At 43.6% G+C, this 25380-nt stretch carries 24 protein-coding genes; 18 read left to right on the top strand and 6 right to left on the bottom strand.

Annotation, left to right across the window (positions count from 1 at the left end; all coding sequences use genetic code 11):
• Window positions 1-482 precede the first annotated feature (482 nt).
• A complete protein-coding gene (gene ltrA / locus BC8716_RS11250; RefSeq protein ID WP_094425725.1) occupies window positions 483-1742 on the top strand; it encodes a group II intron reverse transcriptase/maturase in 1260 nt (419 codons plus the stop codon).
• Window positions 1743-1816: 74 nt separating this feature from the next.
• Here the strand turns inward: ltrA and BC8716_RS11255 are convergent, their stop codons facing one another.
• Window positions 1817-2398: a helix-turn-helix domain-containing protein gene (locus BC8716_RS11255; RefSeq protein ID WP_094429236.1), complete on the bottom strand. Its 582-nt coding sequence runs from the start codon at window positions 2396-2398 to the stop codon at window positions 1817-1819.
• Between the two features lie 93 nt (window positions 2399-2491).
• Between BC8716_RS11255 and BC8716_RS11260 the strand changes: the two genes are divergently transcribed.
• The 7 genes from BC8716_RS11260 to htpX all read left to right on the top strand — a co-directional run bounded on the left by BC8716_RS11260 (window position 2492) and on the right by htpX (window position 8562).
• On the top strand, window positions 2492-3184 hold the full coding sequence (locus BC8716_RS11260; RefSeq protein ID WP_094425727.1) for an AzlC family ABC transporter permease: 693 nt from the start codon (window positions 2492-2494) through the stop codon (window positions 3182-3184).
• On the top strand, window positions 3174-3497 hold the full coding sequence (locus BC8716_RS11265; RefSeq protein WP_094425729.1) for an AzlD domain-containing protein: 324 nt from the start codon (window positions 3174-3176) through the stop codon (window positions 3495-3497). Before BC8716_RS11260 ends, BC8716_RS11265 begins: the two co-directional genes overlap by 11 nt.
• Before the next feature lie 173 nt (window positions 3498-3670).
• On the top strand, window positions 3671-4966 hold the full coding sequence (locus tag BC8716_RS11270) for an ABC transporter substrate-binding protein (RefSeq protein WP_094425731.1): 1296 nt from the start codon (window positions 3671-3673) through the stop codon (window positions 4964-4966).
• The gene (locus BC8716_RS11275) at window positions 4959-5864 is read left to right on the top strand and encodes a carbohydrate ABC transporter permease (RefSeq protein ID WP_094425733.1); all 906 of its coding nucleotides are present in this window, start codon (window positions 4959-4961) and stop codon (window positions 5862-5864) included. Before BC8716_RS11270 ends, BC8716_RS11275 begins: the two co-directional genes overlap by 8 nt.
• Window positions 5861-6679 carry a carbohydrate ABC transporter permease gene (locus BC8716_RS11280; protein ID WP_011248138.1) on the top strand — a complete coding sequence of 273 codons (819 nt, stop codon included), beginning with the start codon at window positions 5861-5863 and terminating at the stop codon, window positions 6677-6679. Before BC8716_RS11275 ends, BC8716_RS11280 begins: the two co-directional genes overlap by 4 nt.
• A 208-nt stretch (window positions 6680-6887) precedes the next feature.
• Window positions 6888-7532, top strand: a complete 645-nt coding sequence (locus BC8716_RS11285) for a pentapeptide repeat-containing protein (protein ID WP_094425735.1) — start codon at window positions 6888-6890, stop codon at window positions 7530-7532.
• A gap of 121 nt (window positions 7533-7653) precedes the next feature.
• Window positions 7654-8562: a protease HtpX gene (gene htpX / locus BC8716_RS11290; protein ID WP_094425737.1), complete on the top strand. Its 909-nt coding sequence runs from the start codon at window positions 7654-7656 to the stop codon at window positions 8560-8562.
• A 67-nt stretch (window positions 8563-8629) separates the two neighbouring features.
• Here the strand turns inward: htpX and BC8716_RS11295 are convergent, their stop codons facing one another.
• Window positions 8630-9424 (bottom strand): TSUP family transporter, encoded by a 795-nt coding sequence (locus tag BC8716_RS11295; protein WP_169715940.1) that lies wholly within the window; start codon window positions 9422-9424, stop codon window positions 8630-8632.
• A gap of 192 nt (window positions 9425-9616) precedes the next feature.
• Between BC8716_RS11295 and BC8716_RS11300 the strand changes: the two genes are divergently transcribed.
• The 7 genes from BC8716_RS11300 (at window position 9617) to BC8716_RS11330 (ending at window position 17054) form a co-directional block, all read left to right on the top strand.
• Window positions 9617-10339: a GntR family transcriptional regulator gene (locus tag BC8716_RS11300; protein WP_169715941.1), complete on the top strand. Its 723-nt coding sequence runs from the start codon at window positions 9617-9619 to the stop codon at window positions 10337-10339.
• Between the two features lie 408 nt (window positions 10340-10747).
• Window positions 10748-12331, top strand: coding sequence for a PTS transporter subunit EIIC (locus BC8716_RS11305; RefSeq protein ID WP_094425741.1), 1584 nt, complete (start codon window positions 10748-10750; stop codon window positions 12329-12331).
• Between the two features lie 63 nt (window positions 12332-12394).
• Window positions 12395-13774 (top strand): sulfatase family protein, encoded by a 1380-nt coding sequence (locus tag BC8716_RS11310; RefSeq protein ID WP_094425742.1) that lies wholly within the window; start codon window positions 12395-12397, stop codon window positions 13772-13774.
• A gap of 1 nt (window position 13775) precedes the next feature.
• Window positions 13776-14249, top strand: a complete 474-nt coding sequence (locus tag BC8716_RS11315) for a PTS sugar transporter subunit IIA (RefSeq protein ID WP_094425744.1) — start codon at window positions 13776-13778, stop codon at window positions 14247-14249.
• A 95-nt stretch (window positions 14250-14344) separates the two neighbouring features.
• Window positions 14345-15082, top strand: a complete 738-nt coding sequence (locus BC8716_RS11320) for an N-acetylmannosamine-6-phosphate 2-epimerase (RefSeq protein ID WP_094425746.1) — start codon at window positions 14345-14347, stop codon at window positions 15080-15082.
• A 26-nt stretch (window positions 15083-15108) separates the two neighbouring features.
• The gene (locus tag BC8716_RS11325) at window positions 15109-16059 is read left to right on the top strand and encodes a formylglycine-generating enzyme family protein (RefSeq protein ID WP_455770012.1); all 951 of its coding nucleotides are present in this window, start codon (window positions 15109-15111) and stop codon (window positions 16057-16059) included.
• Window positions 16060-16163: 104 nt separating this feature from the next.
• Window positions 16164-17054: a LysR family transcriptional regulator gene (locus BC8716_RS11330; RefSeq protein WP_312009272.1), complete on the top strand. Its 891-nt coding sequence runs from the start codon at window positions 16164-16166 to the stop codon at window positions 17052-17054.
• A gap of 236 nt (window positions 17055-17290) precedes the next feature.
• On the opposite strand, the gene BC8716_RS11335 is transcribed toward BC8716_RS11330, so the two are convergent.
• Window positions 17291-18145 (bottom strand): N-acetylmuramoyl-L-alanine amidase family protein, encoded by an 855-nt coding sequence (locus tag BC8716_RS11335; RefSeq protein WP_094425748.1) that lies wholly within the window; start codon window positions 18143-18145, stop codon window positions 17291-17293.
• A gap of 174 nt (window positions 18146-18319) precedes the next feature.
• Here BC8716_RS11335 and BC8716_RS11340 point away from each other — a divergent pair, with 174 nt between their 5' ends.
• The gene (locus tag BC8716_RS11340; RefSeq protein WP_157730428.1) at window positions 18320-18715 is read left to right on the top strand and encodes a VOC family protein; all 396 of its coding nucleotides are present in this window, start codon (window positions 18320-18322) and stop codon (window positions 18713-18715) included.
• Between the two features lie 191 nt (window positions 18716-18906).
• On the opposite strand, the gene BC8716_RS11345 is transcribed toward BC8716_RS11340, so the two are convergent.
• From BC8716_RS11345 to BC8716_RS11355, 3 genes are read right to left on the bottom strand one after another with little or no spacing between them, the layout of a single operon-like run.
• Window positions 18907-20745: an LTA synthase family protein gene (locus BC8716_RS11345; RefSeq protein WP_094425751.1), complete on the bottom strand. Its 1839-nt coding sequence runs from the start codon at window positions 20743-20745 to the stop codon at window positions 18907-18909.
• Window positions 20738-22351, bottom strand: a complete 1614-nt coding sequence (locus BC8716_RS11350; protein ID WP_094425753.1) for an aminotransferase class V-fold PLP-dependent enzyme — start codon at window positions 22349-22351, stop codon at window positions 20738-20740. The genes BC8716_RS11345 and BC8716_RS11350 overlap by 8 nt, the downstream gene beginning before the upstream one ends.
• Window position 22352: 1 nt before the next feature.
• On the bottom strand, window positions 22353-22898 hold the full coding sequence (locus tag BC8716_RS11355) for a glycerol-3-phosphate acyltransferase (RefSeq protein WP_094425755.1): 546 nt from the start codon (window positions 22896-22898) through the stop codon (window positions 22353-22355).
• 356 nt (window positions 22899-23254) lie between these two features.
• Between BC8716_RS11355 and BC8716_RS11360 the strand changes: the two genes are divergently transcribed.
• Together BC8716_RS11360 and BC8716_RS11365 are read left to right on the top strand one after the other, a co-directional pair.
• Complete coding sequence (locus BC8716_RS11360) at window positions 23255-24271, top strand: serine hydrolase domain-containing protein (protein WP_254120782.1); 1017 nt, start codon at window positions 23255-23257, stop codon at window positions 24269-24271.
• Between the two features lie 146 nt (window positions 24272-24417).
• Window positions 24418-25308, top strand: coding sequence for a PhzF family phenazine biosynthesis isomerase (locus BC8716_RS11365; protein WP_094425757.1), 891 nt, complete (start codon window positions 24418-24420; stop codon window positions 25306-25308).
• The last annotated feature ends 72 nt before the right edge of the window (window positions 25309-25380 follow it).

The following is a 25380-nucleotide window of genomic DNA, read 5'->3' on the forward strand; positions in this document are numbered from 1 at the left end:
AGCCGACGACAAGGGTGTCTGGGGCGACTCAGAATCTGAAGGAAGTCCGAGGCAAACCTCCGCTCCGAGGAACACGAATCTCATCAGGCGCTTATTCTTGGATGAGGCTGCACGACAAGTCGAAGTCCTAGTGACCAAAGGGGATAGGCGTAAATGAGGCGGAGACATGGAGGGGAAGGACATGTGCTTACCCGGGGAGATCTAGTGATCGTGCGGAACACGTTCCGTAACCACTTGTGTGAACAGGTGCTGAGACACGAGAAGTCAGCAGAAGTCATAGTACATGTCTGATCTAGACAGACATGGAAGGACGGAATCAGGAAAGGAATAAGAGGACTTGGCGAACGCTGTACGTGTTGAAGCAGAAACATCTACGGAACCTACTCTCCCGCAAGAAGCGGTGAATCCCGCAGGGGGCCGGAGAGAGGGTGGAGCGTACAGCCACACAAGAAGACCCCTCTTATACGAAGGAGTAGAAATACATGTTGGATCAGATTCTATCAAGAGACAATCTCCTCCAAGCGCTCAAGCGCGTGGAGTCCAATAAAGGAAGTCCTGGTGTCGATGGGATGACGACAAAATCCGTCCGATCTTATCTCATGGAAAACTGGGACTCCTTGAGAAGGGCAATCATGGAAGGAACCTACTCTCCTCAGCCAGTAAGACGGGTCGAAATCCCGAAACCGTCTGGAGGCGTAAGGGCATTAGGCATTCCGACGGTGATCGACCGTCTGATCCAACAAGCCATCGCTCAAGTGTTGTCAAAGAAGATGGACCCAAGCTTTTCCGAAAATAGCTACGGGTTTCGTCCAGGAAAACGGGGACATGACGCGGTCAAAAAGGCGAAGACGTATATCCAAGAAGGATACGGATGGGTCGTCGATATTGATCTCTCGAAGTTCTTTGACCGTGTCCATCACGACCGCTTAATGAGACGCCTTAGCCAGATCATTCAAGATCGACAAGTGTTGCGTCTGATTAGACGCTACCTTCAAGCAGGGATTATGGAAAACGGACTGGTTCAGCCGAGTACAGAAGGAACGCCGCAAGGCGGACCGCTCAGTCCGCTTCTTTCCAACATTGTGTTAGATGAGTGGGATCAGGAACTAGAGAAACGAGGCTACCGATTCGTTCGTTACGCGGATGACTGCCAGATTTACGTCAAGTCACGACGGGCGGCAAAACAAACGCTAACAAAGATGACGACGTTCCTAGAGGATCGTCTCCGTCTTCAAGTGAATCGGGAAAAGAGCGCATGGGGGCGCCCGTGGGAGCGGAGCTTCCTGGGGTTCACCTTCACGCGCAACCGACAAGACCCGAAGATCCGGATCACAAAAGAAAGTCTCAAGCGATGTAAAGATCGCATTCGCGAACTCACCTCACGTCGCCACTCGATTGAGATGGAAGAACGAATTCGCAGACTGAATCAGTTTCTTATAGGATGGATAGGCTACTTTCAGTTAGTCGAAACGCCATCTTTCCTACAGAATTTAGACGCATGGGTGAAGAGACGCCTCCGAATGATCCGCTGGAAAGAATGGAAGAAACCGAAAACGAGACAGCGGAAGCTTGTCACGCTTGGGGTAAAGAAAGGAAAAGCGTGGGAATGGGCCAATACGCGAAAAGCCTATTGGCGAATCGCGAAAAGTCCGATCTTACACAAAACCCTCGACTCTGCATATTGGAAGAGTCAAGGGCTCAAGAGCTTAATGGAACGTTATGATACACTTCGTCAAACTTAACTGAAACCGCCGTATACGGAACCGTACGTGCGGTGGTGTGAGAGGTCGGGGGTTAGTCGCCCCCTCCTACTCTATTAAAGAAGGGAGTAAGAAATGAGAAAATGGAGTACGGCTGTCTCTTTTCCTGGATTGATGTAAGCATGGGGGCGGTCGCCTTTGAAACGGATCGAGTCATAGGTTGACAAATGGTGGCTTTCCCCCTCGACTTCAATCGTCAGTTGTCCAGCCATAACCGTTACCGTTTCGACCACACCAAGGCGGTGTGCTTCTGATTCATAGCGGCATTGAGGCCGCAAATAACCACGGTAGCATTCCATCAGTCCTTGTGAGCGAAACAACGGCTCAGCGATGAACTCGTCATCTGAGCTGGAGAGTTTCATCGCCTTGTTGGCTCGGGCGATGGCCACATCAGCTTCAAATGATAGCAAGGCGGTAATCGGGATATGAAGTCCGTTGGCGATTTTCCAAATGACAGATAGAGTCGGGTTGCCTTCCCCTTGTTCAATTTTTAGCAATGTCAGTTTGCTGACACCAATTTGTTTGGCAAGTGCCTCGATGCTTATTCCTTTGCTTGTCCGCAATTGCCGTAGGTTTTTACCAATTTGTTTGCCGGCTTCTTGATTTTCGGCAAGCTCTTCTTTCGCCAATTGGATCACTCCTTTCTCAATAATGTAATAGATGACGAATGAATAATATGGTATATTATAATATACCATATTGTAATTTTTAATATACATGGGGGTGTGACAATGGTTGGACGAAAACAAATAACGCTAGCAGCGATCACCGAAGCGTTTCCTCTTGCGCTTGCAATTGCTGCGTACGGCATTTCTTATGGAGTGCTTGCTACGCAAGGTGGGTTTACGTTCGGGCAAACAGTGGCGATGTCGATGTTTGTTTTTTCAGGATCGGCGCAACTTGTAACGGCTGGTATGATGGCAGGCAGCGCAAGTGCAATCAGCATACTAGCTGCAGTGTTGCTATTAAATTTACGCAATTTGTTATACGGCGCTGCCTTAGCCAACACGGTATCATTAGCAGGAAAATGGCGCTTTGCCCTTGCTTTTGGTGTGTCAGACGAACCATTTGTGCTTGCAAGCGCCAGGGAACAAAAACATGGGCCGGACCCTTTTTATTTTGCGATCGTGTTTGTTTGCTTTTACTTGTCTTGGGTATTTGCTTCTTTGGCTGGCGCGCTTCTCGGCGCCCAAGTCGATCCCCTCACTTGGGGGCTCGATTTCGTTTTTCCTGTAACGTTTACAGCATTGCTTGTCCCTTCGTTAAAGGGCCGTCCAGCGATGGCTACAGCCCTTGCGGCGGTTGGCATTTGCCTGCTGTTCCACTATTCTGGCTTCCGCGAAGAACTAATTATGATTGCGGCGGGCATGCTTGCTCCCCTCGCAGGGCTAATGGCTGGAGGGAGGAAGAGCGATGGACAATAACTGGCCGTTAATTGCAGGAATCGCTGTCGTTACTTATCTATCTCGCATTGCGGGCATCGAACTGATGGCCAAGCGCCCGTTGCCGCCAAAATTACAAACGTTTTTTCGTTATGTCCCGATTGCAATGATGGCAGCGTTAATTGCCAACCAAGTTGTTTCCTCAGAAGGCGGAGGGATGAGCCTGTCTTATCCAATGCTATTTGGTTGTATTGCTTGTGCCGTTGTTCTTCAATTGAGGAAGCGCTTTTTGCTTGCAGTCGTGGCTGGCGTCCTAGTCGGGGTGGCTGCCCGTTATCTGCTACATCATTTATAGCACCCAATCTTGCTTTTGCAAAGCATCAGGTAAGCGCCATCGCTTCAGGCACTGGAGGCTTCATAACCGATGCTTTATTTCGTTTTAGAAAAGGACAACATTTGACGGCTATAATTGAAAGCGTTATCATCGTGGTGCAACTTCTTACTATTTACCAAAAAGGAGTGGACGTCATGCAGAGAATAGTCATGCCGCTAGGAATTGCTTTACTGATTGCTCTAGGAGGGTGCAGTCAGGAGACAGACCAGGCGGTCGATGAGCCTTCAGAAGAAATCACTGTCTGGGCTTGGAATTTAGAAGCGGAATATTTAAAAGATATCGTCCCGGCTTTTGAAGAAAAGTATCCTGATATTAAGGTAAATGTGTTAAAGTTGAGCGCTGACCAAGTCTACCAACGGCTGACGACAGGGTTGGCTGCAGGAATAGAAAGCCAATTGCCTGACTTGGTCCAGGTCGAAAACCAGCGCATCGATTTGTATATGGACCGGTTTCGTGAAAGTTTTGTCGATTTGTCAGAAATGGGCTTTGATGAACATCGCGATAAATTTGTTGAAGGAAAAATCGCGCCATTAATGAACGAGGATGGCGGCGTCATGGCGTTTCCCCGGGATATAGGACCGATGGCTGTCTTTTATCGCGCTGATTTGTTTGAAGAAGCAGGCATTAATCCAGCCGACATAAAAACATGGGATGATTATGTAGAAGCGGGCGTGGCCATGCGTGAACAAACTGGGACTCTGATGACAGGCATCCAGCTTAATCACGACACGTCGTTTTACCGCGCGATGCTCCAGCAACATGAACTGTTCTACTTTGACTTAGAAGGCAATGTTGCTGCCAATACCGAGGCAGCGCGCCGCTCAATGGAAATGCTCAAAAAAATGGATGACGCAGGCATTTTGCTTCATGCCGCTACAGCAGAGGAAATTAACGCCGCCATTAAAAACGACGCGGTCGCTTCGGTCATAAGCGGTTCTTGGCAAAAGGGAATCATTGAGGATCAAATGCCTGAGCAAGAAGGGTTATGGCGGGTCATGAAAATGCCTGCTTTTGAAGAAGATGGTTTGACCGCGGCTAATGACGGCGGTTCCAACTTGGCGATTACATCGGTGTCAAGCAACAAAGAGGCGGCTTATTTATTTGGTGAATTTGCTTCTGTTGATGTTGAGAATCAGCTTTATGGCGCCATGGAATACGGGGCTTACCCTGCCTTAATAGATGCGATTGAGCAGCCAGAACTGGATGAGGGCATTCCGTTTTACGGTGGACAAAAAATCTTTTCGATTTTTGCGGAAGAAGCGGTTGATCTGCCTGTTATCAATTTTACAAGCGACTTTTTGCGTGCCCGGGAAACGTATAACGATGCAATTGGGCGTGTCGTCCTCCAAGATGTGCCTGTTGAGGAAGCGCTTGAGACAGCAGCCAACAGGCTAGAAGCCAGCACAGGACGGGGGGCTAGCAATGAGTAATCCAGCGTTTTCAAAGGGAACAAAGCACATAAAACGGAAAAAGGCATCATCAGGACTAGCGCCTTATGTTTTCATTGCGCCAGCTGCGATTTTGTTTATCATCTTTACAGGCTACCCGGTTATCTACTCGTTTGTGCTTAGTTTTACGGTAAACGAGAATGGCGTTAACACATTTGCCGGTCTCAGCAATTACATTCGCTTGTTCCAAGATAGCTTGTTTTATGAAGCGCTTTTTAATACGTTTATTATTTTGCTCGTACAAGTGCCCGTGATGATTTGTATGGCCGTTATACTGGCGAACGTGCTTCACAGCGGAATCCGCCGTTTTAAAGGGCCCCTGCGCGTAGCGTTTTTTACGCCGACAGTCACGTCGTTAGTAGCGACAGCGGTTATTTTTCTGCTGATTTTGAACCAAGACTTCGGCATCATCAACTACGTGCTAACAAGTATTGGCATAGAGCGGATCCCTTGGCTAAACGATCCGTTTTGGGCCAAAGTGTCTGTCATTCTTGCGATTCTTTGGCGGTGGACCGGTTATAACATGGTGATTATTCTAGCTGGGCTGCAAGTCATTCCGAAAGACCTGTATGAAGCCGCCGAAATAGATGGGGCAAGCACCGTAAAAAAGTTCTTCTCGATTACCGTTCCTCAATTGAAACCGGTGCTTTTGTTTGCTTTTGTTATGTCGACGATCGGAACATTCCAACTGTTTGATGAAGTGTTTATTTTGACTGGAGGCGGTCCAATAAACGCAACGATGACAGTGACGATGTATTTATACGAAAATGGCTTTGAGTATTTTGATTTTGGCTATGCATCGGCAATTGCCTACGTCATTGTCATTATTATTGCCTTCTTGTCCTTCATCCAGTTTAAAGTGGCAGGTGATCGTGAATGAAATGGATCGGAAAACTAGGCAAATATGTAGTGCTGGCAGCTGGCTTGTTTATTACGCTTGGGCCATTTTACTGGATGGTTGTAGGAGCGACCAATTCATCTGGAGCATTGCTGTCCGTGCCTCCGAATGTCATACCAGGAACGCACTTGCTAGAAAACGCTCGCAATCTCTTAAACAACATCGATATTTTCCGGGCCTTGTGGAACTCGATTTTCATAACGGTCACATTTACAGTTATAGCCGGGCTGTTTAGTGCAGCGGCAGGGTATGCATTTGCCAAATATGAATTTAAAGGCAAAAATGCTATATTCTCGATGTTTCTTGTATCAATGATGATTCCGTATCAAGCATTGATCATCCCACAATTCGAGCTGTTTGCGCGAATGGGTATCCTAAATTCGTATAGCGCGATCATCCTGCCCCAGCTTGCCTATCCATTTGCGATCTTTTTAATGCGGCAAAGCATGAAGTCGATCCCTGATTCGGTACTTGAATCGGCGCGAATCGACGGGTGCGGCGAGTACCGGATGTTTTTCCAAATCGCGTTGCCGACGATGTTGCCTGCCATTGGCGCTGTAGGTATTTTCTTGTTTACCCATCAATGGAACAACTTTCTGTGGCCTTTAGTCGTCATTGTCACTGAAGATATGTATACGCTTCCAATTGTCTTGTCGATTTTAGGCGGACAAGACAACTTGGATTATGGCCAACTTATGCTCGCCGCTACTATTTCTGTTTTGCCGATTTTTATCATGTTCTTGTTTTTGCAACGGTACTTTATTGCAGGAATATCAAGTGGGGCTGTAAAAGAGTAAATTATTAAAAGCAAGCGGGTATTCGGGGAACGGATGCCCGCTTTTTTGAAGCAATTTGCCGAAAAGGCCAACCGTGTGTTCGTGGAACAAATGTTCTGTTTGTGGTATGCTAAACGCGTAATGAAATGGTAGCCGAAATGTTGAATTTAGTGCTGGGCCCATAGCAGCTTTTTTGTTGTTCCCAGCTACGGAAAAAGGAGTGGGCAAAATGCCAATGAAGTTAAAAGCGCCGACTTTGCCGGTGCAATTTGAGGAAAGTGACTTTGCAACACAACTTGAAGAAGAAGAACCGTTTTTAATGAATAGGGCTTTTAATGGGGAAGACAAGGCCGCTTTGCATGTAGAGAAGCTAACAGTTTCGAAATCGGTATTCAAGCAAAGCAAATTCTTGCATAGTGCTTTCCCAAAAGCCGATTTTACAGATGTGGTGTTCGAACGGTGTGATTTTTCCAATTGTACGTTTCATGGAGCGATTTTTCACCGTGTCCAATTTATAGGCTGCAAATTGACTGGGGCGGCCTTTTCTGAAGCAAATCTTGGCCATGTGGCGTTACAAGATTGCTTAGTAAATTTAACGGATTTTGTTGAAGCCCGTTTAAAACATGTCGCTTTTCGCCAGTGTTCCCTGGAAGCGGCCAACTTTTCCGATTGTCTGTTAAAGCCAGTCGAACTGAATGAATGCAGTATTGACGACATTCACTTTGGGCAAACACTGTTAGATGGGTTGGACATAAGTACGTGTACATACAACCGCATTCAAACGTCTCTTGCGCAACTGGATGGCCTTACCATCTCAAAAGCGCAAGCAGTTGGATTTGCGAAATTGCTTGGCTTAAAAATCAAAGACGAGTAGATGGGAGAAATGCTCAGAAAAAGGAGCACAGCGCAAAAAAACGCCTAATTGGCTCTTTAGTTTGCTTACAATCACTGGTACACTAAAAAGGTCAAATGAATTTTAATTTTGGAGGGGTAGAATGGGGAAGCGTATCCTTTTGTTTATCGGGACAAATATCTTGGTCTTAACGACAATTATGGTCGTTTGGACGTTGGTTACATCGTTTACAGGCATAGACGGTTCGTTTGTAAGCAGCAGTGGCGCAATTCAATTTGTTCCGATCCTAATCTTTAGTCTCATTGTCGGGTTCTCAGGCTCGTTTATTTCGCTAGCGATGTCGCGCTGGATTGCGAAAAAAATGATGAAAGTCCAGGTGCTTGATCCAGAGGGGCCGCTCAGTGCTGAACAGAAAGCGATTGTTGAAAAAGTGCACCGTTTGTCGAGGGCAGCAGGGCTGACACATATGCCGGAAGTCGGGATTTACCAATCGGCGGAAGTCAATGCTTTTGCAACAGGCCCATCTAAAAAACGTTCTCTTGTCGCCGTATCCACTGGCTTGTTAGACGTGATGGATGACGATGCAGTCGAAGGTGTCATCGCCCATGAAGTCGCCCACGTCGCCAATGGAGATATGGTGACGATGACGTTGCTGCAAGGGATTGTGAACACATTTGTTGTCTTTTTGTCCCGTGTTTTAGCGATCGTTGTCTCACGGTTTGTGAAGCCTGAACTTCAGTTCATTGTGCAATTCCTGGCCATTATTATATTGCAAATCTTGTTCTCTATTCTTGGCAGCCTTGTTGTCAACGCATACTCACGTTATCGTGAATATCACGCAGACAGGGGCGGCGCAGATTTGGCTGGGAAAGATAAAATGGTTCATGCCTTACATGCGTTAAAAAATTATGTGGACCGAGCGAAAGCCAATGACCACACAGATGATACAGCTGTACAGACGATGAAAATTAGTGGCGGCAACTCCGTACTAAAGTTATTTTCAACACACCCGGATTTAAATGACCGTATTGCCCGTCTACAAGAGCGGTAGGCGAAGAAAAGCCCAATTGGGCTTTTTTATTTATTTGCTGTTTATGGCAAAGTGCAAAGGTATTCGCCTAAAGACTTAAACCAATCTTAAAAATATTTGAGATGTTGATTATAATTATAAGAATTACAGAAAAATTAAATATTTTCTCAATGGATAAATTAGATAATTTTAAAAGGAGACTATTTCCAATAATACCTCCGATGATACCCCCGGGAATCATGACAAGCAGCATGTATAAATTGTAGGCACCAAAGCCGGTAGTAAAAGCAACGACTAAAAGAGCTGAAATTTGCGAGAAAAATATAATAAAAATAGAATTGTATCCTGCATTTTTTGTCGTCATCGAAAAAAGCAAACATAGTACCGCTACATTTAATGGTCCTCCGCCAATCCCTATAAATGAAGACAGAAGCCCTAAAGCAAGCCCTACTAACAAAATGATACATTTATTTGTAAGCCTATAGGACCTTGACTTATCCTTATTTTTAAAATAAATAACGATAACTAACAGCAAAAGCACTATTAAACTAGATTGAATAATGGCCGTTATATTAGGTATGTTTAGTGAAATAGCGATTAAATTGAAAATCGCTTTCCCTAATATCCCTCCTAAAATTGATCCAAAAGCAAGAATGGAACTCGATACTTTATTAAGCTTAATTTTTTGCTGCTTCATTTTCATGAGAGAAACAGTAGCCATTGATAGAACGGTTGTTGCAGATAAGATACTAATTGTCGGTAAGTCAAAATGTCCAAACAAGTCCAAAACAGGTTTTATAATGACGCCTCCGCCAAGACCGGCGGCTGCCCCCAGTGTTGTAGCGAGAAGGCCTATTACAAAGTATAGCGCAAAAATAACCATTAACTCCTCCTATACTTGCACGCTGTTGATCATTTGTATTTTATCAAAGTAAAAGTGGTTTACATAATACCGATAAGTTATAGGATATAAGCAAAGGTTATGATCGCTAATGGTTTTTTGGAGGGAGAATGGTGAACTCGCTTTAAATTTGCTATATTGAAGATATAACATGTGAACGTGGAGGTTAATCTGTTGTCTCAAAAGCCTAAAAGAATTGCGAAATATAAAAGGATTGAAGAATATATACTTGATAAAATAAAGAGCGGAGAATATACGAAGGGACAATTAATTGAGACTGAACAAGAATTAGTCGATAAATTTGGCGTTAGTCGAGTAACTGTACGACAGGCTACGAATAATCTTGTCGCAAAGGGCTATTTATCAAGAAGTCAAGGCAGCGGCACGTATGTATCGAGCTCTCAAATTGTTGGTAGAACAACGAATGTGAAGAGTTTTACAGAAGAAATGAAGGAAATGGGGAAAGTTGCCAGTACGGAAATAATTGAATTTAAAATAACGTCTGCTAGCCAAGAGATCGCTCATAAATTACGAATCGAGACAGGCAGTCCTGTTTATTTTATTAAAAGGCTTCGAAAAGCAGATGACATTCCTATGATGCTCGAGTCAACTTACATGAGTGTAAAGGAATATCCTGACCTCTCCTATGAGGATATGACGAAGTCCAAATATAAGTATATTGAAGAAGTGAAAAATCAGATCATCGATCATTCTCACCATGTTGTTGTGCCCATTATGCCTACAGAGGAGATTATAAACTATTTTAACTATGACCCAGATCAACCGCTAATAAAATTATTAAACACCACCTTCTTATCGAATGGAAAAGTAATGGATTATACAGAAGTGATCCTGAATTCCGAGAAGTATCAATATCAGTCGATAAGAGCCAAATAATTTGTATTAACAAATGTGCGAGACTATTTGTATGTGAATTGTATAATTAGCTTAATTTGTTAAGGCATTCGTCTATTATGACGGATGCCTTTATTTAACGGTTTATTTTTTTAAATAAATGGAATGATAAAGCTGTACCATAGTCTGAATGATTGTCGCAAGACTTGAGAAGGCGACCAGATTTTAACGGAAGGAGAAATAGAGCAAAGCGTGAGTTGCCATTTTATACAATAAAAAAATCATTAACACATAAAAATAAATTGTATTGACATATTTAAAGAATTTGATACTATGTTTATAGCTAATGAGTGATGGCTTCCTTTGAATTTTTAAGAAGAGTTCGTTTTTTTAGTTGAATGAAAGCGATTGCTTCATAAGCTACATGTCACTTCTAAGGGAGAAAGGGGAATGGAGATGAAAGATTTACTGATGGGTTTTGGACAAAAACTGGGTAAAGCGATTTTGCTCCCAGTAGCAATCCTTCCAGTAGCAGGTTTATTACTTGGAGTATCATCAGCATTATCTGGACAAGCAGTAATTGACACTTATCCAGTTCTAGGAAACACGGTTTTGCAAGCGATTTTACAAATTATGAATGCAGCGGGTTCAGGTGTATTTAATGCACTCCCTCTTATATTCGCAGTAGGTATAGCGATAGGGTTAGCTAAAAAAGAAAAGGGCCCTGCTGCTTTAGCGGCTGTTGTTGGTTATTTCGTGTTAATTATTACAATTAATTCTTTATTAACGATTACTGGCGATATAGCCCCGCCAGATGCGGACCCTAGGGCTTTCGGGCAAGGCTCACAGTTTGGCGTCTTGACGCTTCAAATGGGAGTGTTTGGAGGAATTTTAACAGGCATTGTCACTGGTTTCATTCATAATCGTTTTTACAATATAAAGTTGCCTGAAATGCTTGCTTTCTTTGGAGGATCTAGATTCGTTCCAATTGTTAATACATTTGTATTCCTCATTGTTGGAGCAATGATGTATATAATCTGGCCGTTTATTGGGAGTGGCATCGCTTCATTTGGAGAATTTGCTACAGGGCTAGGCACACTAGGATCATTTTTATATGGCTTGATGTTACGTACATTGTATTTGTTTGGTCTTCATCATGTCTTTTATTTACCGTTCTGGACGACTGCGGCGGGTGGCACGTTAGAAGTTGGGGGACAAGTGTACGAAGGATTCCAAACCATCTTTTTGGCGCAATTATCTGACCCTGAGACGACTAAATTCTTCGGGAACTTAGCGTTGTTCAATAGTGGCCGGTACTTGCATATGATGTTTGGGATGCTTGGGATCGTATTTGCCATGTATAAGGCCATTCCTGCTGGACCGAAGAGAAAAGCAACTGCAGGCTTTTTGTTATCTGTTGGCCTAACAGCGTTTGTTACTGGGGTGACAGAACCCATTTCATTTGCTTTATTATTTGCTTCACCTATTTTGTTTGCTGCAGAGGCTCTTTTATTTGCGCTTAGCTTTGTTTTAGCGAGTCTAGCAAACATTACAATCGGCTCAACTTTCTCAGCGGGGTTAGTTGAATTCCTTTTATTTGGAGTATTCCAAGGAAACGATAAAACAAATTTCCTGTGGGCCATTCTTTTAGGGATTCCAGTTGCCATCGTTTACTATTTTGTATTTAAGTTTTTAATTTTAAAGCTAAATGCGAAAACTCCTGGCCGTGATGACGAAGAGGTTACAGAGCAGGAAAGCGCTCATCAAGCTTCTCATGCAGATGGACAAGCAAAAACAATCATTGAAGGCTTAGGTGGATTCGAAAACATTACGGAGATCGACAACTGTGCGACTAGATTAAGAGTAAGTGTGGTCAAACCAGATAAAATTAACGCCAGCCTTTTAAAGCAAACGGGTGCCATGAACACGGTGGTAAGGGGCAAAGCTATTCAAGTTATCTATGGACCAAAGGTAAATATTATTCGCGGAGAAATAGACGATTATATCCAAGACAATAATATTAAACATTTGTAGTCGGAGAGATCGAGGCTTTCGCCATAAATGAATGTTCGGGATCTGCAAAAAAGGAGTTTTATGATGAAGAAGAATGTTATTTATATACACACACATGATAGCGGAAAGGTTTTAAGCCCGTATGGATATGACGTACCTACGCCATCGCTGCAGAAATTTGCTGAAGACGCAACCATTTTTAGGCAGGCGTATTGCGTAGGGCCTACATGTTCACCGAGCAGAGCTGGATTATTGACAGGCATGTACCCTCATAGTAATGGGATGTATGGATTATCCCAGAGAGGATTTAAGCTTCATGATTATAATCAGCACTTAGTGAACTTTTTAAAAAAAGAAGATTATTTTACCGTGTTATGTGGCATTCAGCATGAGGCTGGCAGTTATATCGATCACGATAAAGGTGCGAAAATAATTGGCTATGATCAAGATATCACTTCTGATAATACAGGGTTGTCGGAACAAGAGCTTGTAAAATGGGATTATGAAAACGCTCGTCAAGTTCGACAATGGCTGCAGCAATCTGACAAGAAAAAACCATTCTTTTTATCCTATGGGATGTTTGCTACTCATCGGAAATTTCCTGAAGAGGCACATGAAGACGACCGTTCGTATGATTCGAAATATGTGATGCCACCATATCCAGTGCCAGACAATAAGGAAATAAGAGAGGACTATACAGGCTACCTTAACTCTGCGACTTGGGTGAATGCTTCTTTTGGTTTAGTCATTGAGACATTAAAAGAAGAAGGCCTATATGATAATTCGATCATTATATTTACGACAGACCATGGCCTTGCTTTTCCATTTAGTAAATGTACTTTATATGATTCAGGCATTGGCGTTTCATTGATTATGCGTGTTCCTGAAAGTTCGATGATTGGTGAGGAAGTGGAAGGGTTGGTTTCACAAGTAGACGTTTTCCCTACTTTATGCGACTTATTGGAGATCGAACAGCCTTCTTACTTACAAGGCGTTTCTTTTGCAGAGATGTTCCATATGAAAAATCATGAAGTAAGAGAAGAAGTATTTGCTGAAATCAACTATCACACCGCTTATGAACCTGCCAGAAGCATCCGTACAAAAAGGTATAAGTATATAAAATTTTATGATGATGACTATTTGAAAGTAAACCGCACGAACATTGATAATTCCCCGACTAAAACGCTCATGCATGAAAATGGGCTGGAAGAAGTTGTGAAACCAAAAGAAGGGCTTTATGATTTGCTTTTCGATCCAGGTGAAAGAAATAACCTAGCTGGTGATAAACGTTATGAGAAAGTGCTAAATGACATGCGCAAAAAGCTCCATGATTATCAAACAAAAACAGAGGACCCGATTTTAACGGGTCATTTCAAAGTGAGAGAGGGCTGGAAAGTTAACAAATCAGAAACCTATAACCCTAGTTCAAAAGATCCTCATGATTATTTAAAGGTAGGTGAATAATATGTTTGGCCTATTTAATAAAAAAAGCAATACATTTGTCAGTCCAGCTTCAGGCACGATTAAATTAATTGATCAAGTGAAGGATGAGACATTTTCCCAAAGAATGATGGGGGATGGATTTGCAATTGAACCCACTTCTTCGCACATCTATGCTCCCATTAATGCAAAAGTCGATTTTGTTTTTCAAACCAACCATGCTGTTGGGTTAAGGACAGATGACGGGAAGGAGATTTTAATACATGTGGGCGTAGACACAGTTCGCCTAGAGGGCAAAGGGTTTACTGCTCATATTAAAGAAGGGCAAAGGGTAAAAGCAGGCGATCTGTTATTAACCGTTGATTTTGATTCGATTCAAGCACAGGTCCCATCAACAGATATCATTTTGATTTTTACAAGTGGTGAAGCTTGTACCGTGAACAATCCTGACAGTAAAGTTGACGCTCGGCAGGAAAATATTATCCAACTTTCAAAATAAAGACCGTTCTCGCTTTCTCCTATTTGTGAGTGAGCGAGATTTTTCGCATATTCATTTAGAATGGATTTTTGAAAATGGGAAAGGGGAGATAGCGAATGGAATCATTAAGCGCAAAACAGCAGATTATCATTGAACGTTTAAAAAATGGTCTTATCGTGTCTTGCCAAGCAAAAAAAGAGGATCCAATCTATTTGCCAGGTATCATTACGAAAATGGCTGAATCGGCAATATGGGGAGGGGCGGCCGGACTGCGAATAAATACGCCTGAACATATTAAAGAAGTGCGTAAAATAACGGATCTGCCGATTATTGGGTTATGGAAGCAGCATACGAAGGGTAATCCTGTCTTTATTACACCTACTATCGAAGCAGTAGAAGAGGTCATAGAGGCAGGAGCAGATATTGTGGCAATAGACGCCACTGATCGGGCCAATGCACAAGGAGAAAAAGCGTATCTTCTTATTGATAAAATTAAACAGAAGTACCCCAATACGATCATTTTAGCTGATATTCGCAATGAAAAAGAAGCTGTTTTGGCATTAGAGCAAGGCGCCCATATGGTAGCGCCGACTTTATATCGATTTAACGATCATCCAAAATCAATTGACAGTCCAGATTTCGAGATGTTGGCTAAAATCGTTCGCGTAACACAAGGGAATGGCGTCGTATTAATGGAAGGCAAAATTAATACCCCTGAAGAGGCAATCGAAAGTCTTTATTTAGGTGCGTATGCGGTAGTAGTTGGAAGTGCCATAACTCGCCCCCATCTAACGACATTAAGATTTACCAACAAAATAAACAAATATGAACATAAGATGCCACTCTATTATTAAATAAGTAAATATCCTTCAATGAAGAGGTGAGAGAAGTGGACCATAACAAAAGCTGTTGCTCCGTATCTAGGTCAACGATTAGGAACAATGCTAATATAGAAAAGGACGGGACCAATAGAACGTTAAGTACGAAGCAAAAACATCGTGATGACATGGTTTACCTTGAAGGCGGCAACTTCTTAATGGGAACCGAAGATCCAGATGCTAATCCATTTGATCAGGAAGGACCCGTTCGGGATGTTACGGTTCGCCCGTTTTACGTTGATAAATTTGCTGTCACAAATCGGCAATTTCAAGAATTTATTAGCGATACGAACTATCAGACAGATGCCGATACATTTGGCTGGTCTTTTGTTTTCCATCTCTTGCTGTCTGACAAAACAGCTGAGAAAGTGAAACAGGTACCTGTCCAAACCCCATGGTGGCGTGTGGTGGAGGGAGCAACTTGGAATCACCCTGAAGGTCCTGATTCTTCTATTGAAGATCGAATGGATCATCCAGTTGTCCATGTTTCGTGGAATGATGCGAAAGCTTATTGTGAATGGGCTGGGAAAAGGCTCCTTTTGGAAGAGGAATGGGAATATGCTGCGAGAGGGGGGCTTGTTCAGCAAAGGTATCCATGGGGAAATACGCTCCATCCTAATGGAGAACACCGTTGCAATATTTGGCAAGGAGAGTTTCCGACTAAAAATACAAAAGAAGACGGCTATCTAGGGACAGCCCCTGTACATTCTTTTCCCGCAAACGGTTATGGTTTATATAATATGTCAGGGAATGTGTGGGAATGGTGTGAAAACTGGTTTGATAAAAACAAGGTAAGTGGAAAGCCTACAAATAGGCCAAAAGCGATGCGAGGCGGGTCCTATTTATGTCATGATTCATACTGTAACAGGTATAGGGTCGCTGCTCGAAGTTGTAATACGCCAGACAGTTCATCAGGCAATGTCGGGTTTCGTTGCGCAGTAAGTGCAGAATAGAAAGTAGAAACCTAGCCAAAGGTAGTGTCTATTAATTGATGTAATTCTCTCGTTCTTAGAAACATCGTTGGGTTTAGTAAGGTTCATTTCAGGTAAGGGTGTGAATGATCGTCTTGAATATAGAGAGTTTACGAATGTTTTGTAAAGTTGCAGACGGAGGGAGCATCAGTCAGGCTGCGCGCTTAAGTTTTGTAACCCAGCCAGCGGTAACAAAACAAATTCGCCAACTAGAGAACAGTTATGGGACGGCTTTATTTGATCGAACTGAAGGAAAAATGTTGCTATCAGAAGCAGGAGAACAATTATATCCCTATGCAAAGGAAATAGTGGAAAGTTATGATAACTCGGTACAAGCTCTTCAAGAAGTGATAGGGATTCGAGATCCTAAACTAAACGTTGGAGCAAGCTTAACTATAGGTGAATATTTGCTTCCTGGCCTATTGGGAAACTTTCAACAAAAACATGCCGATATTAAATTCAGTTTATTAATTGGAAATACACCATATATATTATCGAAACTTGAAGCAAATGAAATTGATATTGCGCTCATAGAGGGACGCGTCAATCAGTCTGAATATAGCCTGAAAAAATTTGCAGTTGATGAGCTGATTCTCGTTACATCTTACAACCATCGTTGGAAGGAAAGAGAATCAATTGACATTCACGAACTTACAGAAGAAAAAATGCTTTGGAGAGAAAAGGATTCAGGAACAAGATTGATTGTTGAGAGCGCATTAACTGACTACGGTATTTTGGAACAAATCGAAAATGTGATGGAGCTTGGCAGTATGCAGTCGATAAAAAGTGCCGTGGAAGCAGGGCTTGGAATAAGCATTCTGCCTAGAATAACCGTTAGCAAGGAACTGCAGTTCAAGATTTTAAGAGAAGTGCCGATTAAAGGATTTACTCTGATGAGGGACTTATGGCTCGTGCAAAAGAAACAGCGTTTTAAAAAGAGCGCACACATTCATTTCTATGATTTCTTGCTTCAATAAAGACGAATGAAAACAGCGGTACACTAAATGGGACTGTTGTCATTAAGAGGGCAACTCTATAGAGCCACCCTGTCACTTAATGCAATTCTGCCAAAAAGCGAGGGACATGTTGTTCCTCTTTTTTGCTTATATTTTTTTGTTAACAGGACGCATTGGTCCGATGATGTCGACGACAGAGGTCCGTTGATGGCTTAAGAATACAAGCGGTTGTCGCCGACACAGCAGTACACAGGGTACTAGCCATCGATAACGCTGTTCGCGATCGCTTCTGCCACTGTTTGTCGATAATTGGCGTCTCCAAGTTGGCTCGCGTCGTCGGCATTCGACACAAATCCTGTCTCTACAAGAATCGCCGGCATAGCCGTATGGTAAATGACATAAAAGGCTTCCTCAAAAATGCCTCGGTCGGTTCGATCTGTGTTTTCAACTAATTGATTTTGGACATTAGCGGCCATATGCTTGCCTGCTGCACTTCCCGGGAAATAATAAGTTTCGACACCATTTGCAGCTGGGTCAGAGAACCCATTTGCATGTATGCTAATAAACTGGTCAGCCCCCCAATCGTTTGCCATTGCTGTTCTCTCTTCTAAGCTGACAAATACATCTTCGTCTCGTGTCATCAATACGGTAAAACCAGCATTTTCTAAAATGTCACGCGTTCGTTTGCCGATATCTAATACAATTTCTTTTTCCATTAAACCGTTCGCTACAGCTCCGCTATCTTTCCCCCCGTGCCCAGGGTCCAACACAATCCGTTCATTGTTTGGCGGGACACTGTCATGTTTGGCGCTGCTCCGGTCGACAGGTTCTCCATCATGATTTGTAATATAATGAAGGCTGATATAGCCACTGCCGTCGACTAGTTCGCCCCAGCCATCGCCGTTGTCGGTATACTCTACTTGTTCGCCCGGTGTCAGCCATCCGACAACTTCGTGGCTCGTGCTCGGTCCGCTACGGACATTTAAAGAAGTTTGTGTATCAACTTCCCCTGTTTTCGCTGCTATTGCATGCACATCTTCAGAAATCACAACTGAAGAAAGCGCGAATACGATAAAAAAGAAAAGACAAAGTGTCATTTGATTGCATTTCATAAAAAATACCTCCTGTCTAAGTCAACCTGCCTTAGCAGTCTAGCCATCTAGCAGAAAAAATAAACAGATTCATAGAAAGAAAGCACAGGAAGCTGGCTAAAAAATACGCTTTTTATGGGTAAAACAGCGCGTTTCGGGCAGAATGGAAAAATAAAGGAAAGGGAAGAGTGGCCCATGGAACCATCATTGCGAATGATTACATTGCCTGTCTGCAACTTAAAACGGGCGCTAAGTTTTTATGAAAAGGCAATGCCGTTTCAACCAGTAAAAAAGACAATCCAGCCAGATGCTACGCATGTTGCGCTCAAAGTAAAAGATGGCCTAGGCCTTATCCTCATGCTTAGATCGGAAGTTTCCCGAATTTACGGCATAACCGAAAAAGCGAACAATGGCACAATTTTAACGTTGGCCTGTGAGTCAGATGAAGAAGTCGATGCGGCCTTTGCCAATGTCACAGCAACCTCTGCACACTTAATTCATCCGATTCAACGTGATGAATGGTCTTACTCATTTGTTTTTTCAGATCCAGACGGAAACTTATGGGAAGTGATTCATATAGAGCAGCTTTAGCCCGCTGAGCAAGCGGGCTTTTTTGTGGAGTGAAGATAGCAAAAAGCGTGGCCGAGATTCTAACAATTTGATCTTAAAAATGTAGTAAGGTTTGACCTATTACATAACAAAAAAGAACGGACCCGTGAATGAACGCCGAGTACCGTTCTCTTATTCGTTTACTGAGCTTATATCTCAGCTCATCTCAATGATTAGTCAAGAAAGCGTAGTAGATCGCCAAGTAAAATCTCATCAGAGAGCGCCAACTGCTCTCTGACAATTTCTTGATCTTTGGCACAGTATGTTTCCTCTACAGGCTGTTCGGTTTTACGGTCATAACAAGTGTGGTCTGCATACAAATACTCCTCAGACACAAATCGGCCATCGCGAAAGATAATCGGCACGTCGCTAGGGCGGGTGAACAAGTCGTAGCTAAACGTTAAGTTTTCATTGGCAGAAAGGCCTAAGAGTTGAAGCAGTGTCGCATGAATATCGATTTGTCCACCTTCCGTTTCAATCGTTTGTCCAGTTTGCCTAGGAATATGGATAATGAGTGGTACTTTTTGCAAGTCCAAATGAGTTAGTGTGTTTTCTTCTTGGTCAAGCAATGTGTGAACGCCGCTTTCATATTGGCGGGAAATCCCGTAATGGTCGCCGTATAACAAGAAGATGGTATCTTCATAATGGCCTTCTTTTTTGAGATCGGCAAAAAACTGCTCAATCGCTTCATCTTGATAGCGAATGGTCGTCACATAGCGATTGACTACATCGACTTCTGTATCAGCTGGATCAATTGACTGGTCCTCTTGTTCAAGCAAGAACGGGAAATGGTTCGTCAAAGGGATAAATTTAGCCATATATGGCGATTTCAACGTGTTAAGATGGTCAATCGACTGGGCAAAAAAGGGTTTGTCTTTCAGCCCATAGTTGACACTCAACTCATCTGTTACCTCATAATCGTCTTTTGAGAAAAACTCGTCATATCCTAGCGTTTCATACATCGCTTCACGGTTCCAAAAAGTCGCGTCATTGGCGTGGAAAGCGGCCGATGTATACCCTTGTTCTTTCAAGATCTGAGGAAGGGAGCGAAATGTATTTTCATAACGGCGCACAAAGGCCGAGCCACTGGAAAGCGGGTAAAAGCCGGTATCGAGCATAAACTCCATATCCGATGACTTGCCTTGTGCGGTTTGGTCATAAATGTTTGGAAAATAAAAGCTCTCTTCGATCAATTGGTTTAAGAACGGCGTCAATTCTTCGCCATTTACCGTTTGCCCGATTACGAAATTTTGCGTGGACTCAAGGCTAATCATCACGATATTTTTTCCCTTTGCGAGTCCAAAAACATCCACGTCAGGAGAAGGTTTTTCCTGCATTTCCGCTTTTATGTCAGAAGCGGTTGCTTCGTTGGCCCACGATTCTTTCAGCGGCGCACTAATGCCTTGGGCGAGATTGACCAATTGATAATTATAGAGGCCAAGAGAAGCGACAAGTTCATCTCTAGCGTAGTCGGTCTTAAGCAAATACGGGTTTTGAATATGGCTGACGCCTAGTGCCACCACAAGCGCCACCAAACCTGACCAGGCAAATCCTTTTCCGTTTGGGCGCTCGATCGGCTGTCGTTCTATTTTTGCGCTAATCGTGAACCAAGCAACGACAAATAAGTCGATGAGCAATAACAAATCATAAGGTGAAACGAGCTCGGCTGTGCTGGATCCGAGTCCGCCAACATTGCTGAATTGCAGGAAAACGGACACAGTCAGAAAATCAATGTAAAACCGGTAGTATAAAAGCGTCCCAAACAACAACGCTGTGCATAAGAGATAAACAAGCAAAAACGCGAGCGGGCGAACATGCTTGCTAAAGTAAAAACTAAAGCCAAGCAAGAGCATAAGTGAACCGAGAGGGCCGATAAGCAACAAAAAGATGTCGACGCCATTTTGGATAGGCAACGAAAAAGCCGTTGCCGACACAATCACGGTTTTCAACCAAAGTGCAACAACACCTAAAGGAATAAGATGTTTTGCTAAAAAATGTTTAAGTTCATTCATAACTGCGGACCGCCTGTTCTTGTTTCATTTTTGCATAAATAGTAGTAATGGTTTGAACTGCTTTTTTGGCAAGGCGAGCGTCGATGTGGCCCATTAATGCTAGCTGGAACCAATTGCGTTCAAGTAAATAGGTGCTTTCATAACTGACATGAATGCCGTGTTGTTTGAGACGGTCGCCAAATGCTCTTGCAGACAAGTGGCCAGAAAGATCAACTGTAATAATAGCAGGAGAAAAAGACTCGCCGCGCACTACTGTAAAGCCATTCGCTTCTAGTATAGCCAATATGGACTCGCATAAAGAAGCATATGGCGGAGCTGGATGGTTTAGTGCTTCATTTAGTGCATGCAAGCCATTCGAACAATGGGTAAACGGTATACTTTCTGCTTGTTCATATGTGCCAATGTCAAGGTAGGCAGGCAACGAATCATTTGCGAAAGCTGGTTCGTCATGGAAGACGAGGGCAAGTCCGGGATAAGCTGCCAATCCTTTGCCGCTGACTGAACTAGCAAGCCAGACGCCAGATAAGTCAACTGGAACAGAGCCGATGCTGCTGCATGCGTCAAGGCATAAACGAACGCCATGTTTGCAGCAAATCTCTTTAAGGCGGTCAAGAGCATAAAGGCGCCCCGTCGACGTTTCACAATGGACAGTCCAAAGCCAGCCAATCTCAGAATCGGCCTCTAGCCATTTCTCAATGTTTTCGTAAGGTACCGGGCCAGTTTGGGAATGGGCCAATTGGTCAAATGATAACCCCCACCGCTCTGCTTGTTTGACTAACCGCTCGCCAAATTCACCGCTTGTGAGAATGACACCTTTTTGATGTAGCGTCGACAGTTGAGCTGCTACCATCTCATTGGCAAGTGTCCCTGTCCCAACTGCAAGTTCGACATAACGACCATTTGTTAACTGGAGCAGCTTTTCTTTCGTTTGTGCCATCACGTGATGGAATTCTTCGGCCCGGTGGGATACAGGAGCCTTTGCCCAAGCCTCTTGCACGGCTTTCAATTGTGTGACGGGCCCAGGCAAGAACAACTGCTGGACAGGCGCTTGCTGCCGTTCCATTAACTTTTGAAACGCTTTGGTTGAAGCTTTGAAATTTTCTTCTGTTAAATACATCGGTTGGTAACGGGCTTCCTCAGACCCGACAAGGGGCCCAAACGGCACAAAGCCAATTCGCTTATAAAGCTTTAATTGCCGTGTTGTTCCTGATATAAGGGCCATCGTATACCCTTGTTTTAGACAATAAGAAACGAGTTGCTCGCAGAGGCGGTAAAAAACAACCCCTTTGCGGTATGCTTGTTTAATGGAAAGCAGCCTAATTTCGCATAGCTTTTCATCGCTGTTTATGTAAGAGTCAAGGTTTTCTAATTTACTGTCTAACGAAAATGGGCGCGTGTCCCGAACGGATATCATGCCGATAATTTCTTGATCGCGCTTGGCAATTATATAAATGTTTTCGTCATTAAAGCGGTCAATGAGCCTCTTATCTGTATTTGGGCGATGCTGCGGGATCTCTTCGACAAAAGTGTCGTAATTTAACTTATGAATTTGATTGAATTCTTCATCTGAATCAGCAATCTTGTATGTAATCGCAGATGTGTCCATATCAATGCCCCTTTCTGTGAGCAAATAGCACAATCATGAGCAAAAGCGCAAACAAGCCAGCAAGGCTGTATGCAGTTTGGCAAAGTAATGTGAGCGGGATTGTACAAATGGCAATGAAGCCTGCTTCCGTAAATGATCGTTTGCAAGCACGCAAAACGGCAAGTGTTAGGCCGCATACGACTAATGCAAGGGGGGCAAGCACAAGCACAGCCGCCAAATAAACGACGACTCCTTTTCCACCTGAGCGCTGCAACTGCAGCGGCCAAATATGGCCAATGAGAATGGCCAAAGCCATTGCACCAATAACGATATCAGAAACGTCTAGCCATATTCGCCCTATGGTCAATGGAATGATTGTTTTTAACGCATCGATGATGACTGTGCCGATAAACGCTTTTTTTCCAAAAATACGTCCAGCATTTCGGGCTCCAGCGTTCGTGCTTCCCAAAGTGCGAATATCTTGTTTGTATTTCATATGTCCGATATAGTAAGCCCCGTTTATACAGCCACATGCATAGGATACTGCAACGAGTAGGAAAAATGCCATGGAATCGCCCTTTTATAGAGAAGATAGTAATTTTTACCGTTTTATCATATCACACTCTATGAAAAGGATTAAGAACCTTTCTAAAAGATAGCAGGATTTCGGAAGCAGAAAAGGAAGATGGCTTCCTTGCAAAAACTTTAAAAGGCATACCTTTCGGCTAAAATGTAGTCCTTAATGTTTGTCAATTTGCTGGCTTGAAAGAAGAAAAGCCAAACAATTGGTTCAACTGATATGTTACACTTGAGCAAAGGAGGGGGCTTTTAATGCTATACTTAAGCTTAAGGCTGACATGAACCTAACCCTAAATGATCCATTCGTTGACAGCATTAATTAAGATCATTTAGGAGGACACGAATATGATGGAAACGATCAAACAAGTAGCGAAAGAAACGGCAAAAGCAGAAACGTTTGCTGGCACGTATTACGTTGCGACCCCAGAAGGTACCGTCACAGACAGTTTTGGCTTTGCCAACCGAGCCGAACGAATCCCTAACCAAACGAATACCCGCTACGGTATTGCATCAGGCACTAAGTTGCTAACGGCGATTGCGGTTTGCCAACTAGTAGACTCAGGAAAATTGTCGTTGCACGCAAAATTGGCTGATTGTTTAGAAATCGATTTCTTAGCAATAGACCCTGAAATAACGGTGCACCAACTGTTGACCCATACTTCCGGCATTGCTGATTATTTTGATGAAGAGGTCATGGACGACTACGAGGAGCTTTGGCAGCAAACGCCTGTTTACCAAATGAGAAAGGGGAAAGACTTTTTGCCGCTTTTCCAACAACAAGAAATGAAAGAGAAGCCAGGAACCACATTTCGGTACAACAATTCTGGCTACATTGTTCTTGGCCTTGTTGTTGAACAGGCAAGCGGGCTTCCGTTTAGCGACTATGTTGAAAAGGCGATTTTTCAAAAAGCAGGCATGCCAAGATCCGGTTTTTTCGAAATGGATGCTTTGCCAGAAGGCGCTGCGCTTGGTTACATTGATGAAGAAAATGGACAATGGCGCACAAATGTATTTTCTGTTCCAACTAAAGGAGGCGCCGACGGGGGTGCTTATGTAACAGCACCAGAAATGGCGAGGCTGTGGCAAGAGTTAGGCGCAGGCAAGCTAATGTCTAAGGAAATGGTCGCTTCACTGTTAGCGCCCCATGTACAAGTCGAAGACGACCTTTTTTACGGCTATGGCGGATACATGAAGGGCAAAGCTGGCCGCGTATACAAACATATCTTTATGGGCTATGATCCAGGGGTCAATTTCCGAATGGCATGTTACCCTGAAACAGGGCATGTACTCGTTGTATGTTCGAACAACTCTGACGGTGCGTTCACGCTGCAAGCGGCGATCGAAACCGCGCTATTCACATAAGGGCTAATAAGGATACATTGTTTGTTAGCGACAAAAAGCAAATAAGCGATCGGGGCAAACGCAACGGCTAAGCTTAGCTTGCAATATGTAATAACCCCCTTCCCCTAAATAGGGGGAGGGTTTCTTAGGTGGGGAGAGGAAGAAAGATGAAACATGTACAAGTATGGCATTACGAAGCGTTCAGCAGACACAAAGGAAAAGGAAACCCTGCTGGCGTTGTCTTTGAAGGAGATACGTTAGAAGAAAGGAACATGCAAGAAATCGCTAAAAAGGTTGGCTTTAATGAAACGGCGTTTGTCCTTGATTCCGATGTAGCAGACTTGCGCTTGCGCTATTTCACGCCAGGGCATGAAATGAATTTGTGCGGCCACGGTACGGTTGCCGCATTGCAAGCGCTCGTCGAGGCTGGAACGATTGACAAGCAAACAAAACTTACGCTCGAAACAAAAGCGGGCATTTTGAACATTGAGTTGGAAACAAAGGCAGGGCAGTTAACGATTGCGATGGAACAGGCAGCCCCTCAATTTGAACGATTCAATGGATCAACTGCTAAACTGGCGGAAGCACTTGGCTTGTCTTCATCTGATTTGGACGACCAACTGCCGATTATGTATGGCAGCACAGGCACTTGGACGCTTCTTGTGCCGATAAAAAGCATTCACGCTTTTTTGCAAATGAACCCGCAAAACCGTGAATTTCCAGCGATTTTAACAGAAAAGCCACGTTGTTCAGTCCACCCCTTCTGTGTGGAAACGATTGACCCAGACGCCGATCTCCATGGCCGCCACTTTTCATCCCCATATTCAGGCACGATCGAAGACCCAGTCACGGGGACGGCATCTGGTGTAATGGGCGCTTACGCAACAACGTATATTGACAGCGGCAAACAAGAGTGGCTTGTCGAACAAGGGCAAGAAATCGGCAAAGATGGCCGCGTTTTCGTTGTTGTTAAGACGGGCAAGAACGACAAGCCTCATGTCTCGATTAAAGGGGAAGGCGTTTATGTCGGCAGCTTAATGGTGGAAATAGGCGAATAGCGTTAAGCAAGGAAGCTTCGCTCTATTCAGCCAACGTTCTCGCCGACACTACCACGTTTTCTGCCTATCCTT

This window comes from Shouchella clausii (assembly GCF_002250115.1).
Lineage (GTDB): Bacteria > Bacillota > Bacilli > Bacillales > Bacillaceae_D > Shouchella > Shouchella clausii.

Coding starts and splice junctions, on each gene's coding strand:
- BC8716_RS11330 (WP_312009272.1), top strand. CDS start 16,164: ATGATCGTCTTGAATATAGAGAGTTTACGAATGTTTTGTAAAGTTGCA.
- ltrA (WP_094425725.1), top strand. CDS start 483: ATGTTGGATCAGATTCTATCAAGAGACAATCTCCTCCAAGCGCTCAAG.
- BC8716_RS11260 (WP_094425727.1), top strand. CDS start 2,492: ATGGTTGGACGAAAACAAATAACGCTAGCAGCGATCACCGAAGCGTTT.
- BC8716_RS11365 (WP_094425757.1), top strand. CDS start 24,418: ATGAAACATGTACAAGTATGGCATTACGAAGCGTTCAGCAGACACAAA.
- BC8716_RS11350 (WP_094425753.1), bottom strand. CDS start 22,351: ATGGACACATCTGCGATTACATACAAGATTGCTGATTCAGATGAAGAA.
- BC8716_RS11295 (WP_169715940.1), bottom strand. CDS start 9,424: ATGGTTATTTTTGCGCTATACTTTGTAATAGGCCTTCTCGCTACAACA.
- BC8716_RS11270 (WP_094425731.1), top strand. CDS start 3,671: ATGCAGAGAATAGTCATGCCGCTAGGAATTGCTTTACTGATTGCTCTA.
- htpX (WP_094425737.1), top strand. CDS start 7,654: ATGGGGAAGCGTATCCTTTTGTTTATCGGGACAAATATCTTGGTCTTA.
- BC8716_RS11305 (WP_094425741.1), top strand. CDS start 10,748: ATGGAGATGAAAGATTTACTGATGGGTTTTGGACAAAAACTGGGTAAA.
- BC8716_RS11360 (WP_254120782.1), top strand. CDS start 23,255: ATGATGGAAACGATCAAACAAGTAGCGAAAGAAACGGCAAAAGCAGAA.
- BC8716_RS11275 (WP_094425733.1), top strand. CDS start 4,959: ATGAGTAATCCAGCGTTTTCAAAGGGAACAAAGCACATAAAACGGAAA.
- BC8716_RS11355 (WP_094425755.1), bottom strand. CDS start 22,898: ATGGCATTTTTCCTACTCGTTGCAGTATCCTATGCATGTGGCTGTATA.
- BC8716_RS11315 (WP_094425744.1), top strand. CDS start 13,776: ATGTTTGGCCTATTTAATAAAAAAAGCAATACATTTGTCAGTCCAGCT.
- BC8716_RS11280 (WP_011248138.1), top strand. CDS start 5,861: ATGAAATGGATCGGAAAACTAGGCAAATATGTAGTGCTGGCAGCTGGC.
- BC8716_RS11265 (WP_094425729.1), top strand. CDS start 3,174: ATGGACAATAACTGGCCGTTAATTGCAGGAATCGCTGTCGTTACTTAT.
- BC8716_RS11310 (WP_094425742.1), top strand. CDS start 12,395: ATGAAGAAGAATGTTATTTATATACACACACATGATAGCGGAAAGGTT.
- BC8716_RS11320 (WP_094425746.1), top strand. CDS start 14,345: ATGGAATCATTAAGCGCAAAACAGCAGATTATCATTGAACGTTTAAAA.
- BC8716_RS11285 (WP_094425735.1), top strand. CDS start 6,888: ATGCCAATGAAGTTAAAAGCGCCGACTTTGCCGGTGCAATTTGAGGAA.
- BC8716_RS11340 (WP_157730428.1), top strand. CDS start 18,320: ATGGAACCATCATTGCGAATGATTACATTGCCTGTCTGCAACTTAAAA.
- BC8716_RS11345 (WP_094425751.1), bottom strand. CDS start 20,745: ATGAATGAACTTAAACATTTTTTAGCAAAACATCTTATTCCTTTAGGT.
- BC8716_RS11335 (WP_094425748.1), bottom strand. CDS start 18,145: ATGAAATGCAATCAAATGACACTTTGTCTTTTCTTTTTTATCGTATTC.